At 51.3% G+C, this 14,539-nt stretch carries 16 protein-coding genes; 4 read left to right on the forward strand and 12 right to left on the reverse strand.

Translation table 11 applies throughout. The features are described from left to right. Positions 1–78: 78 nt before the first annotated feature. The 3 genes from ABD920_RS01740 to ABD920_RS01750 form a co-directional block, all read right to left on the reverse strand. A complete protein-coding gene (locus ABD920_RS01740; RefSeq protein ID WP_345156419.1) occupies positions 79–777 on the reverse strand; it encodes a CPBP family glutamic-type intramembrane protease in 699 nt (232 codons plus the stop codon). A 149-nt stretch (positions 778–926) separates the two neighbouring features. Further along, positions 927–1,364, reverse strand: coding sequence for an acyl-CoA thioesterase (locus tag ABD920_RS01745; RefSeq protein WP_345156420.1), 438 nt, complete (start codon positions 1,362–1,364; stop codon positions 927–929). 294 nt (positions 1,365–1,658) lie between these two features. After that, the gene (locus ABD920_RS01750; protein ID WP_345156421.1) at positions 1,659–2,096 is read right to left on the reverse strand and encodes a nucleoside deaminase; all 438 of its coding nucleotides are present in this window, start codon (positions 2,094–2,096) and stop codon (positions 1,659–1,661) included. A 965-nt stretch (positions 2,097–3,061) separates the two neighbouring features. On the opposite strand from ABD920_RS01750, the gene ABD920_RS01755 reads away from it, so the two are divergent. Beyond that, entirely contained in the window at positions 3,062–3,289 is a 228-nt protein-coding gene (locus ABD920_RS01755) for a helix-turn-helix domain-containing protein (protein ID WP_345156422.1), read from the forward strand. Positions 3,290–3,498: 209 nt separating this feature from the next. Here the strand turns inward: ABD920_RS01755 and ABD920_RS01760 are convergent, their stop codons facing one another. Further along, positions 3,499–4,206: a response regulator transcription factor gene (locus ABD920_RS01760; RefSeq protein ID WP_345156423.1), complete on the reverse strand. Its 708-nt coding sequence runs from the start codon at positions 4,204–4,206 to the stop codon at positions 3,499–3,501. 255 nt (positions 4,207–4,461) lie between these two features. Here ABD920_RS01760 and ABD920_RS01765 point away from each other — a divergent pair, with 255 nt between their 5' ends. Next, entirely contained in the window at positions 4,462–5,049 is a 588-nt protein-coding gene (locus ABD920_RS01765) for a heme NO-binding domain-containing protein (protein WP_345156424.1), read from the forward strand. A gap of 11 nt (positions 5,050–5,060) precedes the next feature. Here the strand turns inward: ABD920_RS01765 and ABD920_RS01770 are convergent, their stop codons facing one another. Further along, entirely contained in the window at positions 5,061–5,576 is a 516-nt protein-coding gene (locus ABD920_RS01770; protein WP_345156425.1) for a DUF1905 domain-containing protein, read from the reverse strand. Between the two features lie 394 nt (positions 5,577–5,970). Between ABD920_RS01770 and ABD920_RS01775 the strand changes: the two genes are divergently transcribed. Continuing rightward, positions 5,971–6,447: a DinB family protein gene (locus ABD920_RS01775; protein ID WP_345156426.1), complete on the forward strand. Its 477-nt coding sequence runs from the start codon at positions 5,971–5,973 to the stop codon at positions 6,445–6,447. Positions 6,448–6,537: 90 nt separating this feature from the next. Here ABD920_RS01775 and ABD920_RS01780 read toward each other — a convergent pair whose 3' ends face one another. Both ABD920_RS01780 and mscL read right to left on the reverse strand, forming a co-directional pair. Beyond that, complete coding sequence (locus ABD920_RS01780; RefSeq protein WP_345156427.1) at positions 6,538–6,825, reverse strand: hypothetical protein; 288 nt, start codon at positions 6,823–6,825, stop codon at positions 6,538–6,540. Between the two features lie 292 nt (positions 6,826–7,117). Further along, entirely contained in the window at positions 7,118–7,552 is a 435-nt protein-coding gene (gene mscL, locus ABD920_RS01785) for a large conductance mechanosensitive channel protein MscL (RefSeq protein ID WP_345156428.1), read from the reverse strand. Between the two features lie 485 nt (positions 7,553–8,037). On the opposite strand from mscL, the gene ABD920_RS01790 reads away from it, so the two are divergent. Then, on the forward strand, positions 8,038–8,274 hold the full coding sequence (locus tag ABD920_RS01790) for a hypothetical protein (protein WP_345156429.1): 237 nt from the start codon (positions 8,038–8,040) through the stop codon (positions 8,272–8,274). Positions 8,275–8,887: 613 nt separating this feature from the next. Here the strand turns inward: ABD920_RS01790 and ABD920_RS01795 are convergent. From ABD920_RS01795 to ABD920_RS01815, 5 genes are all read right to left on the reverse strand, one after another. Further along, entirely contained in the window at positions 8,888–9,247 is a 360-nt protein-coding gene (locus tag ABD920_RS01795; RefSeq protein WP_345156430.1) for a hypothetical protein, read from the reverse strand. A 415-nt stretch (positions 9,248–9,662) separates the two neighbouring features. Continuing rightward, the gene (locus ABD920_RS01800; protein WP_345156431.1) at positions 9,663–10,247 is read right to left on the reverse strand and encodes a TaqI-like C-terminal specificity domain-containing protein; all 585 of its coding nucleotides are present in this window, start codon (positions 10,245–10,247) and stop codon (positions 9,663–9,665) included. Positions 10,248–10,303: 56 nt separating this feature from the next. Continuing rightward, positions 10,304–11,404 carry an Eco57I restriction-modification methylase domain-containing protein gene (locus ABD920_RS01805; RefSeq protein ID WP_345156432.1) on the reverse strand — a complete coding sequence of 367 codons (1,101 nt, stop codon included), beginning with the start codon at positions 11,402–11,404 and terminating at the stop codon, positions 10,304–10,306. Then, positions 11,389–12,723 carry a type IIG restriction enzyme/methyltransferase gene (locus ABD920_RS01810; protein ID WP_345156433.1) on the reverse strand — a complete coding sequence of 445 codons (1,335 nt, stop codon included), beginning with the start codon at positions 12,721–12,723 and terminating at the stop codon, positions 11,389–11,391. Before ABD920_RS01810 ends, ABD920_RS01805 begins: the two co-directional genes overlap by 16 nt. A gap of 79 nt (positions 12,724–12,802) precedes the next feature. After that, positions 12,803–13,594 carry a DUF7149 domain-containing protein gene (locus ABD920_RS01815; RefSeq protein ID WP_345156434.1) on the reverse strand — a complete coding sequence of 264 codons (792 nt, stop codon included), beginning with the start codon at positions 13,592–13,594 and terminating at the stop codon, positions 12,803–12,805. Between the last annotated feature and the right edge of the window lie 945 nt (positions 13,595–14,539).

The following is a 14,539-nucleotide window of genomic DNA, read 5'->3' on the forward strand; positions in this document are numbered from 1 at the left end:
TTACCCGGCTGCTGATTGGGCCTTCAGGAGCAACCGCCGGTATTCTGGCGGTTCCGCCGGCTCACCTGGCAGGGTAAATCAGGAGTGCTTCGAAAACTTGGCTGGCAGCCTGTACTGCGAGAGCAGCACGATAACCGCAACAGCGAAAAGAAGCGGCGGAAGCTGCAGCCATATCATGCTTTCAAGGCTGCTCAGGTAGCGGGTGTGCACGGAGGTAAGCGCAGTGAACAGGCTGCCTCCCCGTTCGTTGTAGATTACCTGGTCCACGAGGTTCCAGCCCCAGTGCAGGCCGATGGGCAATGCCAGTGAGCCGGTGCGGGTGTAGGCATAGGCAAGCATCAGCCCCCAGAAACCGGTATAAACCAGCACCCAAATCATCAGCGCAGGGTTGCCCCAGACCGAGAATGTAAACCAATGATAGATGCCGAAAGCAGCGGCGCTGAGTAAGGCCGCTTTCTTCTCCCCTGCCAGTTTCATTAACCGGTAAAGCAGGTATCCCCGGAAGAGCAACTCCTCGAACAAAACGGACTGAAAGGTATTGTACAGCCCTTCAAAAAGGAAACCCGTGCCTAAGCCAGGCATGGGTACCCATTCGAAACTAGCCAGGAAAGCAAAAAGGTTGCGGAGCAGGATGGCCAGGGCCAGTGTAGCCAGGAACCCCAGCACCAGTTGTAACAACCGCAGCAGCGAAGGAGATAAGCCCAGCACAGACAGGCTCCGCTGCTCGAGCCGGAGCAGCAGCCAGGAAAGGAGTAGTATAACGATATTGCCAAGCATATGCTGTATCTGAACTACCTGACAGGGAAATCTGCAGCGGACTAACTCAACTCCTCCCGATAGCAGGCAACTGGGTGCTACTGTTTAAGCATTTGGCTCCTCCTGCAGGAAGCAATCACCCACAAAGCATGCGAGGCATTTAAAGGAGCTTAGGTTGGTATCTCCTCGTAATCGATGCTCTTGGGCAAGAGCGAGAACTTTTCAGCCTGTTCTTTTGGCAGCACGGTCAGTTTACGCTTCACTACATCCAGCCAGGCACCGTCTACCGTCACCACCGCGGCACGCAATCCATCTTCGCGGTAAACGATGTGCCGGATCGACCAGCGGGAGCCATCGGGGCGGCTCCTGAACAGTTCGATGGTTACTTTTATGTTCTCGTTGATGCCGATCTCTTTCAGGTACACCAACTCCTCGCGGAAAAGAATTGGCCCAAGCTTCAGGTCCTGGAAAACTGCGAAGGTAAGCCCGAGGCTATCTAACACGGAAATGCGTGCCTGGGCCGCGAAATCGGCATAGGCAGAGTGGCGCATATGCATGTTAACGTCCAGGTGAGACCACATCACTTTTCCTTCGTAAACATTATTCATGGTGTTGGTTATTATAATATTGATCAAATTTTCTGACACACGTTACCCAGTCCCATAAGCGCCGCGCATATGAATAGGCTGAAACGAGAAAGGCTTTCCCCCGATCACTCCATCTCCGTTCCAAATATAGGATAATCCGCAAAAAATGCAGCGTATTGTATAAAACTTAAAAATTGATGCAGCTTTGTACTCTTGGCACCGTGGTTTTAGCTGTTTGCAACTGCTTTTTTAGTAAATCCCAGCGAGTACTGTACAAAATATGCTGTTCTTGTTGCAAATTACGCTATATTTTAGCTATACCCCTATATCTTCGTTCCAGAGAGCCGGCTTTTCCTGTATAAATTTCTGCATCAGCTCATAGCAGGCGCTGTCATCTATCACCTCAACCTCCACTCCCCGTGCCCGGAGCAGTTCCTCTTCGCCCCTAAAGGTGCGGTTCTCGGCTATCACTACCTTCGGAATTCCATATAAAAGAATGGTGCCCGAACACATCGGGCAGGGCGAAAGGGTGGTATATAAAGTGCTCTCTTTATAGATGGATGCCGGCTGCCGGCCCGCATTCTCGAGGGCGTCCATTTCGCCGTGCAGCACCACACTGCCTTGCTGCACGCGTTTGTTATGGCCCCTCCCCAATACCCGGCCCTGGTGCACAAGTACCGATCCGATCGGAATTCCGCCCTCGGCATATCCTTTCTGCGCTTCCTCGAAAGCTATTTTCATAAATTCGTCCATATGGCTTTTCTTGTGGTTGAGTGTGTAAGTATATGATTCTTTGCTGCCAGCAAAAACTATTTTGAAGCGAAACTGACACCTTCGTTCTGGTACTAAACAGCAGCACTGACTGTCCAGATAAAATGTGTTGGACTGCCCGCCTATAAGAAAAATTTGCCGCACACAGAACCTGTGTTAAAGGTGCCTGGATTCAAAACTAAAACCATGACGTTGATTTACCTAATAATTACACAGCAAGAATGAAGGACAGACTACCCAAAAATTCGGCTAACTGTGTGCGATAATGCGCAGGATAAGATCATCTCACAAGTGCCCCGAAGCTTTAGAGTTAATTACAGGTAAGTCTGCAGGCACAGGTAGGGCCAGCTTTATTTGACAGCGATACTTCCGTAACACAGCGCATCATATATAGCTGGTCCCTTCACCAGGAGGCACCACACGCAGGGCATCTGCCTCACGCCGATACAGGCTATTGGAGGCGGGCTTCCGCTTGTGAAGAGCAAGGCACTGCAATTGTTGAGAAAAGCTAGCCATAATCAGAAATTAGTCTAATATTTATGGTTATTGACAATCAGAATAATAAGTAAATTTCAATAAAGTAAAGGTTTATATATAGCAGCAGTTAAAAACACATCTAAAAATGAAATACCACAGGAGCACGCTCTTCTAAAGCCATTTTTACAGGCACGCTACCGGCATCATCGCGCAGGAATGCCATAGATGGCGCTTTAACGAGACAGAAAGAGAGCAGCAGCCCGCCTGGCAGGGACGTATGACTGCCCGTAGGAACAGCCGAGGGAGCAGGCGGCAAACGGGCGTAAAGACATGGAATACTGCACATAAGCTAACCTGTCATGAACAACACATTTAGCATTTAAGGCGAAAATCATCGAAAGTAAGTATTGAAAATATACGCTTAGATTAAGATATTTGAGTATTGTTTATTTCATACCTTACCTGAAGAGATGAACCAGCATGTTGCTTTACATAATACCTTAGGATTGATCAGCAGACGGGAGTGCTCCATTATTGCCTGCCTGGCAGATGGAGATACAAACAAGCAGATCGGGGAGAAAACAGGGCTAAGCGAAACGGCCGTACAGCAGTACCTGCACAACCTGATGATCAAGCAGGGGGTGCGGCATTCGTATGAGCTGATCAGCTGGGCTTACCTGAACGGTTTTCTTAAATAGGCTCTCCAACTCGGGCTAATCGCCCGGGTACACCCTTGTAACCTTACACACCACTATGCGAAACAAGCTTTTTAGCTTACAGCAGGCCATGCTGCTAAGTGTGTTTTTTCTGACCTTGCTGTTAAAGTATTTGCGCAGCAACAACAAAGCCGATACCTGAACAAACTTGTTCACCGCGTTTATTCCCGAATAAGAATTTTTTATATCTGTCAGATCAGGTTGAAGGCGCGGGCATACTGCGTCAGTTCAAAGAAAGAGTTGGTGTCTAATTTCTTCTTGATGTTGCGCCGGTGGGTTTCCACGGTGGTCACAGAGATACAGAGTTCTTCCGCGGTCTCGCTGGCGCTTTGGCCCAGCGCCATTAGCTGCAGCACCTCCTGCTCCCTGCCCGAGAGTTTGCTGAACCGGTGGAAGTTTTTCCGCAGAAAGTTATTCTCATCCAGCAGCCGGGCCACCTTAGTCGTCACGTGGTGCAGCGGGTCTATTGGGTAGGCCATCGTGATGGTGAGCAGCGGGGCCCCCGCTCCGTCACGCATAAATATCTTGGTAGTGCTGAAGTGCCAGGACCAGGGATCCCCTTTTCTGGCACGCACCTGCTGGAAAAAAGAGACGATGCCGTCGTTGTTCTCCTCGATAAACGCTGTTACCTTGGGCACGTAATCTTTTGCATCCTCGGGGTTAAAGTAGGTGTTGTGATACTCCGTTCCCATTTCCCTTAATTGCTCCAAGCTCACACCTAAATGCTGCAACCCACGCGGCGACATATACTCCACGGCCAGTTGCTTCCGCAAATTGTGGATCAGCAACACCCCAGGCAGCTCATCTGCTACCGCCGCTATAGTGTCAATCTTCTGCCTGATTTGTTCCTCCAGCCCTTCTTCGAATAGTTGAGAGGAGTCAATTGCTTTTGTCGTCATAGGTGCGCGAATAGGGGTAGACCTGATACAGGTTTTATATACAAATAGCATTTAAGCATATTAATATAATTCATACATATATAAATTGCTATTTTAAAATGCAAAATATCCTATCCCGAAAATATTTTACAGGTTTCATACCTACCCGATAGGTGGCAGCGTTTTGTGGTTACTACTTAAAGTCGGTTATTTATACAGCGCAAAAGCAATTATTCCTTAAGTTTGTAACCCTTAAACTGCAAGACCGATTTATATATGAGTAGCAGCGAAGTACAGGAAGATGGTGGAGTTGGGGATAAGATGCACGGATCTATCTTCGTTTTCCTGAAAAGATACATCGAAAGCACCTACGATTACAGCACCTGGGTGAAGCTGATGGAAAGCACCGGTATTGACCGGATCAGTTACCAGATGCAGGAAATGTACCCTACCCGGGAGCTGACACAGATCATCGGAGCCGTTTCCAGTTTGTCGGGCAACCAAGCCCATGAGGTGCAGGAGCAATTCGGCGCTTTCCTGGTGCCGGACCTGTTGATGATCTACAAAAAATACGTATTGCCGGAATGGACCACCTATGATCTGTTGCTGCATGCAGAGTCAAACATGCACGGAGCCGTTCGCTCGCAGGATACACGCACCACCCCGCCTATACTCTCTGTTAATAAGGTTTCCTCCAGGCTGCTCGTGATCGATTATCACTCCAGGCGACGCATGGCCAGTGTGGGCATTGGCATTGTGAAAGGCATTGCCGCCTATTTCAACGAATCCGACAAGGTAACGGTAAGCTCCATCACAAGCCCGGACGCTGAGCGCGTACAGCTGCGCGTGGAATTTGGTGAGTAACGCTAGGGCACTTACCGCGCAAGTCCCAGCATCTGCCGGAAAGACTCCTTCCCTGGCGGCAACCGCTTCAGGTTCCCGATCAGCAGGAGGGCGCGGTCGATGCGCAGCTGGCTGTTTTTAACGCCCCCGACGTACTGGATGATGTACCGCTGCTTGCCGGGGGGCAGCCCTTGAAAACGCTCCATCCCCTCCCCGTCCTGATCCAGCAGTTCCGCCAGTTCAGGTAGCATCTCTACCCCATAGGTACTCTCGTCTTTTGCAAGGGCTACAGTCACTTTGTCGCCGTTGCGGAGGCTGGCCTGCTTCATGCGCTGCGCGTTCAGGGTGATGTAGCCGCTCCCGTTGCCGAGCGCCACCAGGCCGCACTGGAAAGTGAACTTCTCGTTTACCGTACACAGCAGCCGTACCTTCAGCCTGCCGCCCAGTTGCTGCACCACTTCCTGCGGCACCTCCACATAATGCACCCCCAGCAGGTGCTCAAGCCTTTGTATAATGGTAGAATAGGTGATAACAGGTGCAGGAGTCATGATAGGTTTAAAATGTTTGCCCGACAGGAGACACAATATATAAAAGAGCATACAAAATGCCGCCCAGCCGCCACTTTTGCTTCTGTATCCTTGAAAAGCACACCTGATGCGGGCACTCCTTCATGCTGTTTTAAGCTAATTTACCTTAGAAAGCATATATAACTCATTTTCGATATATAAATCTGCTGAGTGAAAACCTGCCCCTCCGAGGAGGAGAATAAAAATTCCGTATTTGAAAAATTCCCCTCCTCGGAGGGGCGGAGGTGTGTCATGTTTCGACTTAGTAAGTATAGCGCAAATGGGTTATATAATTTAGAAAAAAACTATTAACCTGACACGCCACAGCCTTACTGCACCGGTCATGCGTAAAAGCCAGCAGTTAATAACTTATACCATGGAAAAGGAGAAACAACTGCGAGAGCACCTCGTGAAACTGCTGCACGGCGGCCAGGCCTTCCGGACGCGGGAGGAGATACTGGATGGGATTACGCTGCGGGATGCAGGGAAAAAAGTGGGCCAGCTGCCCTACTCGCTCTGGCAGTTGCTAGAGCACCTGCGCATCGCCCAGCATGACATCCTGGAGTTTAGCCGAAATCCGCAGTACCAGTCGCCGGAATGGCCGGACGGGTACTGGCCACAGGAGATTGCCCCTGCCGACCAGGAAGCATTTGAAAACACGCTGCAGGCGATAGCCGCGGATATGAATGCCATGGTGCAGTTGGTGCAAAACCCTGCAAACGATCTCTTCGAACCTTTTGCACATGGCTCCGGCCAGACACTCCTCCGCGAAGCCATGCTGGTGGCCGAACACAATGCCTATCACCTGGGAGAAATAGTAGTGCTACGGAGGCTGCTGCAGGATTGGGAGTAGTTATATGTCAGGTAGCCAGCGGCTGACCCGGAAAAGCCCTTAACCGCGCAGGTGCGACCGACGGCACTGCCTCGTGCTTTGCGCGCGATGTTACCTTTCCCGCAGCCATTCCAGGGCACTTTGCTCTGTCGGGAAATTGCGGTAGCGCTGTCCCTCGCTTTGTAGCTGGGTCTGCACCTGCTGCGTCACGTGCGCCGCCCTTTTCTCCCGGGCAGGATCAACGGTCTGGAGGCGTACCACTTTCATTACGCGCGAGGTCTTCAGGTCGCGGGTAAACGCCAGGGCTAACCCGGTATAGGCATCATCCGTTATTTCCACGATGTTGCTCCTAGAGTCGACAAGCAGGTTTTTGATGTCGTAGTGCTTCAGCGTATCCACGATGTTTTAGAACGCGAACCGTATTTCAGCCGTGGTGAAATTCATCATGTCCGGCCACTTCGCGGTCAGGATGTCCGTCGCCACATCATAGTTCAGTTCAATAAGCCCGTCTTTGTGCAGTAGCATGCAGTTCATCGATAAGTTTACTTCAAAGGTAGAATTTAAGCTACTTATATTAAAGTGTATTAGCCTTTAATGAAAAAACTCCTGCCACCAATGGAAAATATACCTGGCAGCAGGAGTTGCTCCTATAAAACGCCGGAATCAGCATCCGCAGCGCAGAAAAGAGAAATTATTTGGTAGCGATCACGCGGAGCGAGTCACGCATTTCGGTGAGCAGCACCTCTTCTTTGGTTGGGGCGGGCGGCACGGCCGGCGCGGCGGCTTTCTTGCGCATCATCCTGTTCATGGTTTTCACGAGCAGGAAGATGATGAAAGCCAGGATAAGGAAGGAAAAAAGCACTGTCACGAAATTTCCCCAGGCAAACACAGCGCCCAGTTTGCGGGCTTCTTCCAGGGCCAGCCCTTCGGGCACATCGGCGGAGAGCGGCACGTACAGGTTCGAAAAATCGATGTCGCCGATCAGGGCTCCCACGAGCGGCATGATCAGGTCGTTGACAATGGAATCGACGATGCGGGCGAATGCCGCCCCGATGATCACGCCTACCGCGAGATCCATCACGTTGCCACGCATGGCAAATTCTTTGAATTCAGAAAGCATTCCCATAAATACAGTTGGTTTGGTGAATATATAAGTGTGAAAGGTGATTGCCCGTTGATTGCTGTCTCCTGCACTGGCCTACCAAACCCCAACTTCACCGCCTGCTTCTGAAAACTTATATCAGCATCAGTAAATATATATTTTTTTTTGTTGCGCTTATATCCCAGCATATATAATATGCCTTGGCAGCGGTATTAAAAAAGTAAGCCTGGCTGTGTAGACTCCGAGGCTGGGGAGAATGCACCTGCCATTTCAGATTCCTGCACATTGCAGATGTGCTGCAAGCGCGATCTGTTGTGCCCGACTGTATTATTCCAAGGTTAAAGGCTTATGCAGGCTGTGCAAGAAAAAAAAGCTGCATTTGCACTTCGCTGCGATAGATTATTCCGGACAATATACCTTTTAAGGCTTATATATCGTAATAGGGCTTATATAGTATTAGCGGTATTTGCTGCTGTATTGTAAATAAGGTAGTACTTAAAATCTGAACCATGAAAAATATATTTTTTGCTGGTGTTGTCATAGTAGGATCGCTGAGCCTTGCCGCCTGCGAAAGAACCGACAAGACGACCAGCCTCGAAGCCGATGAAGAGGACAACAAGGTGGTGGTAGACCGCGACTCTGTCGCCACGGAATACGAAGTAACTGAGACCGTTGTGGAATATGACACCACCACCCGCACCAAAACCATTGATGCGAATGTGAAGGAAGAAGAAAAAGAAGATTAAGGACAGGCAGCGCCTGTGCCGTTTTTCTGAAAATTACCTAACAGTAGCGCGGGGCAATAGTCCCGCGCTCTATTTTTGCCCCGGCCCCACCAGGTTACGCATCACAATTTCTATTGAAGCTATCGGGATCGTTTAAATGTATTGTTTGATTGCCAGGCTGCTGGTATCCAACCACCCCTACCCCTCCTTGTCCTTTCGAGGGCCCCTACCCCCAGGAGGGGAGTCTGCTTCTGTTTCCTTAAACCTTAAAGAATATAGTTAAAGATATAGCTGTAAAGTAAACTCATCCTATATAACCATATATAGCTTGCCGTACGGAAGAGAGAAGAAGGAGTAGGTTAAGCTCCCCTCCTTGGACAAGGAGGGGCAGGGGTGGTTTGACCCGGAGCAGAGTTCAGGTAATTCAGTCAGCGGGATGCTATTTTGACATGGAACCGAAATAAACTATCCATACCAGCATCTTTCAGGTTTGACCCGACTCCGAAGAAACGACACAAGTTTAACTGGAAACCCGAACGCGGCAGACATAAAAAAACCCACCCGGCCTGTTGCATCCGGGAGGGTTTATATTTAACGTGTTGCGCTGTGGGCTGTTGAGCCGGGGGCAGCGTGCTTAGTTGTTGTTCGACTTTTCGGTGGCGCGGGCTGCTTTTTCGGCCTGCTTGTCGGCGTCGATGCGGTTTTGCTGGGTCTTGGCTTCCATGCGGGCAGCTTTCTTGGCCTCCCGGCGGGCATGCTTAGCGTCTTTTTCTACGCGCTTGGCTTCCTTCAAATCGGCTTTGGCGGCTTTCGAATCGGCCTTGGTGTCGTTTCTCAGGTCTTTGGCATCGGAGAGGCGCTTCTCATCGGCCTTGGCAGCCTGCTTTTCCCATTTCTGTTCCTGCTTAGTCTCGGTGCCCTGGGCAAAAGCCGGCATGGACACCACCGCGAACAGGGCGGTCACGAACGAAAATAAAAGTATCCTGTTTTTCATGATTGTGGTCCTTAACATACACTTATATATACGTATGCTTTGATGTAACAACCGGAAATAATCAGTATATATACGGGAATAACAACCTGACTTGGAGGCTTGCAGTGATATATGGCCTTTGCTGCCTGCATTGGACATAATTTACTCACAAGCAGGAGTTTACGAAAAGGCAGTTCTCTTACTCCTCCACCACGAATTGCGCTTTGCGCGTCGGCCGAAGCACGCTATCTCCAGCGGCCCTTTACCCTATAAGTGTTTCACGCAATAAACGCTGCGGCCAAAGACCTCACAGCGCGCAGCTCCTGCGAGGGCCTGGAGAGCAAGGCCGTTGCTTGGCGGCGCAGACGCTCGCCGGACCTTCGGACGCCGCGAGGTCTTCCGGCGGACGTGGGGTGCCGGGTGTTGCCGCCTCCCCTTAACGTGGCTGGCTTACGGTGGCCGCGCTTTCATAGGCGGCGCGGGACAGGGCGAAATCCGGTTCCACCAGCAGCACTTCGTCGTAGGTGAGGCGGTAGAGGCGGTACACCAGCAGATCGATCTCCGACTCCAGCGCCGACGTGTCCGCGGCCGCATCAGCTTGTTTTATATTTAAAATCTGTTTGACGAGGGAGGTTATGGCTGCTTTCGTTTCTTCGTCTTCACTCACAATTGGTATTTGAAATGTGTATGGCGTCTGCATTGCCAGTGCTCCGCCCTGAAGTTTTGAAGCAACCTGATTAAGAAAATGCCATATAAGACTTGAGTTCAACAGGCCCAATAAATAAAAATCAGCATTAGGAATAATGAATGTTTTATTATTTGAATAAGCTCCACTTTCATCCCAAGCAAAAGCTTGATAAGTAGCTATTTCTTGAAACAGGATTTTTGGCTTTTCAAACTCTTCAAAATAAGCTATTGGGTCTTGTACTTCATACCATTTATATGTTCCAGTTTTTCTTCCAGTCCATATCTTGTGAGTCCAATCTTTTGGTTTTGGTAATAATCTATCTTTGTACTCCAAAAGATGCTGAAGTACTGCAGGATAATCATCGATGTAGATTCCTCTTCTCGTAAAAATTAAATATTTTCCGACTTTGGCGGCTGGTATCGTTTTATATCCCTGCCTGCCAGAAATGGCTTGATGATTTCCGCACTCCGTGGGTCTTCATATATAAGCCGTTCTTTCGTGGCTTCATCAATCACAAACGCTTCATTTAAACCCGTGAGAACGCCACGAAAGATTTTTCCCTCCACATACTCGCCCAGCGGTATGCCGGTGTTTTTCAGCTTCTCCAACAATTGCTGCGACACGCTGTTCGATAAATTCCAGCCGCCGTCCGGCAGCAAATCGGCCTGCACCTGAAAAGCGTGTTCGGCTACATGCGCTGCCAGCCCTTGCTCATATATAAATGTGCCAATGTTGGCCGCTTCGAACGTATAGCCTGCTTCCGGCTGCGTTTTCTCAACGGCCAATATGAGCGGGTAGGTAGTGGCCTCTTCAAATACCGGCAAGTCGCCGAAGTCCAGCAGCTGCACCAGCGTGTGTTTTTGCAGCCACGCCCGCAGCCCCTGCCCGTAGCCGGCGCGCATCCATTTGTTTGGCAGTATATAACTGAACTGGCCGCCCTCCTTCAGCAGCCGGATGCCCTGCTCCACGAAGTAGATATATAAATCTGCGGTTCCGGCGTAGGTGCTGAACTGCTTCTGCAGGTACAGTTTAAAGTCGCCGAGTTCTTCCTGGCGTATATACGGCGGGTTGCCCAGCACCACCTCGAAGCCGCGGTAATTGCCCTGCTCGTCCAGCACCTCCGGAAACTCGAAGCGCCACTCAAACGCGCCCTCATATACCTTGTTCGCCTCGATGGCGTCGCGTTCGGCCTCCTGCTTCTCCAGGTCTTTCTTCAGCTTCGTTAGTTTCGCCTTGTCCACCTTTTTGGCCCCAAACAGGTCGGGGTCCTGCATCACGGCAATCTGGCCGCGCAGCTTGCTCATGCGGGCGCGCATAGGGTCGTTGTTGGCCAGCGTCGTCCGGAAGCCCTGCTTTATCTCCTCCAGGAAATGCACCAGTTGCTTCTTGTCGGCCTTAGAGTTGGTGTGTTTGTAACTGGCCACGGCAGCGCGGTAAGCGGGCAAACTGTGGCCCTTGCGCCCGAAGGCTTCCATCAGGTCGGCATCCAACGCCGGCGGCTCAGCAGCGAGTTGCCCTGCTTGATGTTGATGTCGATGTTGGGCAGCGTCTGCAGCTCGGTATAGGGTGCCACTTTCTCCTCCGGCGCAAAGCCCTCGCGCAGGCCGCCGGCGTTGGCGTAGCACACGGGGCTGCTGCCCTCCGCCACCTGCTCCGGGCCCAGGTAATAGGCGTTTTTGAGCAGCTCGATCCAAAGGCGCAGGCGGCATATCTTCACCGAGTTGGGGTTGATGTCCACACCGAACAGGCAGTTCTCGATGATGGTCTGCTTCTCATGGAACAGCGCCTCCTGCAACTCCTGTGCCTGCGGGTTCACGGTGCGGTGGCCGTTGGGGTGCTGGTGCACGAGGTAGCTGAACAGTTCGCCGTGGTGGTCGGTCACGATCAGCTCGTCGTTCTGCACCTCGATGCTGCCGTACTGCAGCGGCTTGCCCTGCCGGTTCAGCAGCAGCCGCAGCTCCGACTTTATCACGATCAGCTCGTTCAGGGCGCTCACCAGGTAATGCCCCGATCCCACCGCCGGGTCGCATATATGTAGGCTGTTTATCAGCCGGTTATAGTCCTTTACCTTCTCCAAAGAACTATGCCGGGATATATAAAATTGCAGGGCTTCGAAGTCCTTCGCCTCCCAGTTATATGCCTCGTTGAAGCGCTGCACCACCGCCCGCCGGATGGCTTCGCGGCTCATGTACATGGTAATGAAGCCGGGCGTGTAGAAAGAGCCGTCGCGGTAGCCGTTAATCTTCTCGAAAATGAGGCCCAGCACCGAGGCCGTGATCAGCGTCTTGTTCTCCTCCTGAATCGCCTCCTTGCCCTCGGCCCCGAAGTCGTAGCTTCCCAAAAAGCGCAACAGGTACTCCAGCGTGTGCAGCTCCGGTGCCGCGCCCTTCGCCAGCGATTTGCCCTGGCTGTCGCGCAGCACCGTTTGCGGGTACAGGGGCAGGCGGGCGCGGTCTTTCAGGTTCGAGATGCGCATGGTGCGCTTCTCCAGCTCGGTGGTCTCGAAAAGCGAGGAGTTGAGGTATGGGATATGGGCGAACTTCCGGCGCACGTGCCCCGACCGCAGTTGCGGCCGCTCGGCCAGCACATCAAAAAACAGCTCGTTCAGGTCGTCGAACTCCTGCAGCTGCTGCGTGCTCATAAAGGCATAGCCCTGGTCGGAGTGGTGGTAGCTGATGAGCTGCGCCTCCAGCAGCTTCAGGAACAGCACGCGGTTCATCCAGGTGATGCACAGCTCCAGCGCCACGTTAAACAGCTGCTCGTCGCGGGTGCTGCCGAAGCGGTGGAGGCTGTCAAAGTTGGAGAGCAAATCCTCGGAGCGCAGTTTCTGCAGCGTGGCCTCCAGTAATGCTATATTATTTTATGAATCTTTTATATTGACTCGTCTCCTAAAATCCCTCCCTCATATCTTTTAAATGTGCATAGCAAACTGGACTGCTATTTTCTTGTACTTGTTCGTCAATAAAAGCTTCTTTGAGCAAATGCACCGGCGAGAGCAGCTTATATAGCGCCACCAGTTTCACATCGTCTTTCAAATCCTGGTTCAGCAGCGGCTTCCTGTAATCCTGCAGGTTAAAGTGCGTAAACGTCAGGCTCTCCGTGAGTTGGTTTATATAGGGTGCCGCTATATGTTTGTAGAAAAAGTCGGTGCCGGTGCTTGCTTTTCTTCCCTCCTGCCAGTCGGTGTAGTCTTTTTTAAACTGCGCGTTGCGGTAAAATACGCGGTCAAATTCCAGCGCATCGAACACAAACCACTCGTGCACGCTGGTAACGATGAGGTGGCGCAGGTCGTGGTTCTGGTGCTGCACCCGCTCCCGCATATAGTAGAGCAGCAGTTCGTGCACCGCCTTTGCGTTTAGGTTGGCGGGCGTGGGCATGTCGGCCTTGTTGGTGGGCCGCTTCACCTCCAGCAGCACCCCGGCCTTGGTTTTGGTCGTCGGCCCGGTATGGATCACCAGGTCGGTCTTGCCTTTGGTGTTCACGCCGTACTTAACATAAAATACCGACTGCAGAAAATCCCGCAGGTAGTTCTTGGCGTGCTCCTCGCTCTCGTCCAGGTTCAGGCTGTCGAGCAGCGTGCGCAGCCCAGCCTTGAACTGCTCCATGTCGGCGCGTGAGGTTTTAAGGCGGAGGTAAGCTTTGTTCAGCGCCTGGCGCGGGCGCAGGAGGTGGTGCTGCATGGGTCAGTTTATGTTTAAACCCCAATATAGCAATTGCTGCTTGTTATTTGGTGATTGTTGGTTGATGATTGTTGGTTGTTGATTGATGGTCGTTGAAGGTTGAATTGCTAAATGGTTGAATTGCTAAATGGTTGGATTGCTCATGTATGATATAATTCTGGCGCCGGTTTCCGACTGGTGACGTGCAGTGGGTGCGCGTCTCCAGACGCGCCTGCACTTTCCCTGGTCCAACCACCCCCACTTTTCTGTCATCCTGAAAGGATCTTGTGGGCAGGCAACAAGAACTTACACGTTCATGCCCCAAGTTTAGGGGAAGCGTAAATGTGGCTGTCCTTGAGGCAAGTCTGTGACTTGCGTTACCCTTCTATCTACTCTCGCAAGTTGAAAACTTGCTGCCATCTCTACCACCAGTTCCGCTTTGCTAAAACTGGCCGTAAGTACCGGGTCAAACCACCCCTACCCCTCCTTATCCTTTTCGAGGTCCCCTACCCCCAAGAGGGGCGTTTATTGTCATGACGCGGGCGTCCACGCGCGTGTCGTCCTAACCCGCGTCCCCTGACCGCCATATAGATACTGCTGCTAACTCGTGCTCCCCACGCGACGCAGTGCTTTAAATATAACTATACCAAGTTGAGCCTACATGTAACTGCCTTATATACAGCTTTTTAAAATTAAGTGAAGCTATAATGAATTTCTTTACATTATATAATGTCTTTACCGTAGCTTTGCCTGGGGAAGATACGCTTCCTCCTGGTGCGGATGTTCTCATTTGGGCCGGTTTGGGCCTGCGGAGGCAGGGGTTCCGGCAACGGTTGCTGCATATGTGTATATAATTTTAGAAATATTCTTCGTTTATGTCTGCAGCCAGCTTAAACCACCTATCCCGCCACTGACCAAGTTACAGGAACTAAATACAACTAATAGAGACAGTTGAGAGTAATATGC

The organism is Pontibacter saemangeumensis (assembly GCF_039541895.1).
Lineage (GTDB): Bacteria > Bacteroidota > Bacteroidia > Cytophagales > Hymenobacteraceae > Pontibacter > Pontibacter saemangeumensis.

Excerpts from the sequence above, each read along its gene's own strand:
- ABD920_RS01775 (WP_345156426.1), top strand. The coding sequence starts at position 5,971 with ATGGAAAAGGAGAAACAACTGCGAGAGCACCTCGTGAAACTGCTGCAC.
- ABD920_RS01815 (WP_345156434.1), bottom strand. The coding sequence starts at position 13,594 with ATGCAGCACCACCTCCTGCGCCCGCGCCAGGCGCTGAACAAAGCTTAC.
- ABD920_RS01765 (WP_345156424.1), top strand. The coding sequence starts at position 4,462 with ATGAGTAGCAGCGAAGTACAGGAAGATGGTGGAGTTGGGGATAAGATG.
- ABD920_RS01755 (WP_345156422.1), top strand. The coding sequence starts at position 3,062 with ATGAACCAGCATGTTGCTTTACATAATACCTTAGGATTGATCAGCAGA.
- ABD920_RS01760 (WP_345156423.1), bottom strand. The coding sequence starts at position 4,206 with ATGACGACAAAAGCAATTGACTCCTCTCAACTATTCGAAGAAGGGCTG.
- ABD920_RS01750 (WP_345156421.1), bottom strand. The coding sequence starts at position 2,096 with ATGGACGAATTTATGAAAATAGCTTTCGAGGAAGCGCAGAAAGGATAT.
- ABD920_RS01740 (WP_345156419.1), bottom strand. The coding sequence starts at position 777 with ATGCTTGGCAATATCGTTATACTACTCCTTTCCTGGCTGCTGCTCCGG.
- mscL (WP_345156428.1), bottom strand. The coding sequence starts at position 7,552 with ATGGGAATGCTTTCTGAATTCAAAGAATTTGCCATGCGTGGCAACGTG.
- ABD920_RS01745 (WP_345156420.1), bottom strand. The coding sequence starts at position 1,364 with ATGAATAATGTTTACGAAGGAAAAGTGATGTGGTCTCACCTGGACGTT.
- ABD920_RS01770 (WP_345156425.1), bottom strand. The coding sequence starts at position 5,576 with ATGACTCCTGCACCTGTTATCACCTATTCTACCATTATACAAAGGCTT.
- ABD920_RS01790 (WP_345156429.1), top strand. The coding sequence starts at position 8,038 with ATGAAAAATATATTTTTTGCTGGTGTTGTCATAGTAGGATCGCTGAGC.
- ABD920_RS01795 (WP_345156430.1), bottom strand. The coding sequence starts at position 9,247 with ATGAAAAACAGGATACTTTTATTTTCGTTCGTGACCGCCCTGTTCGCG.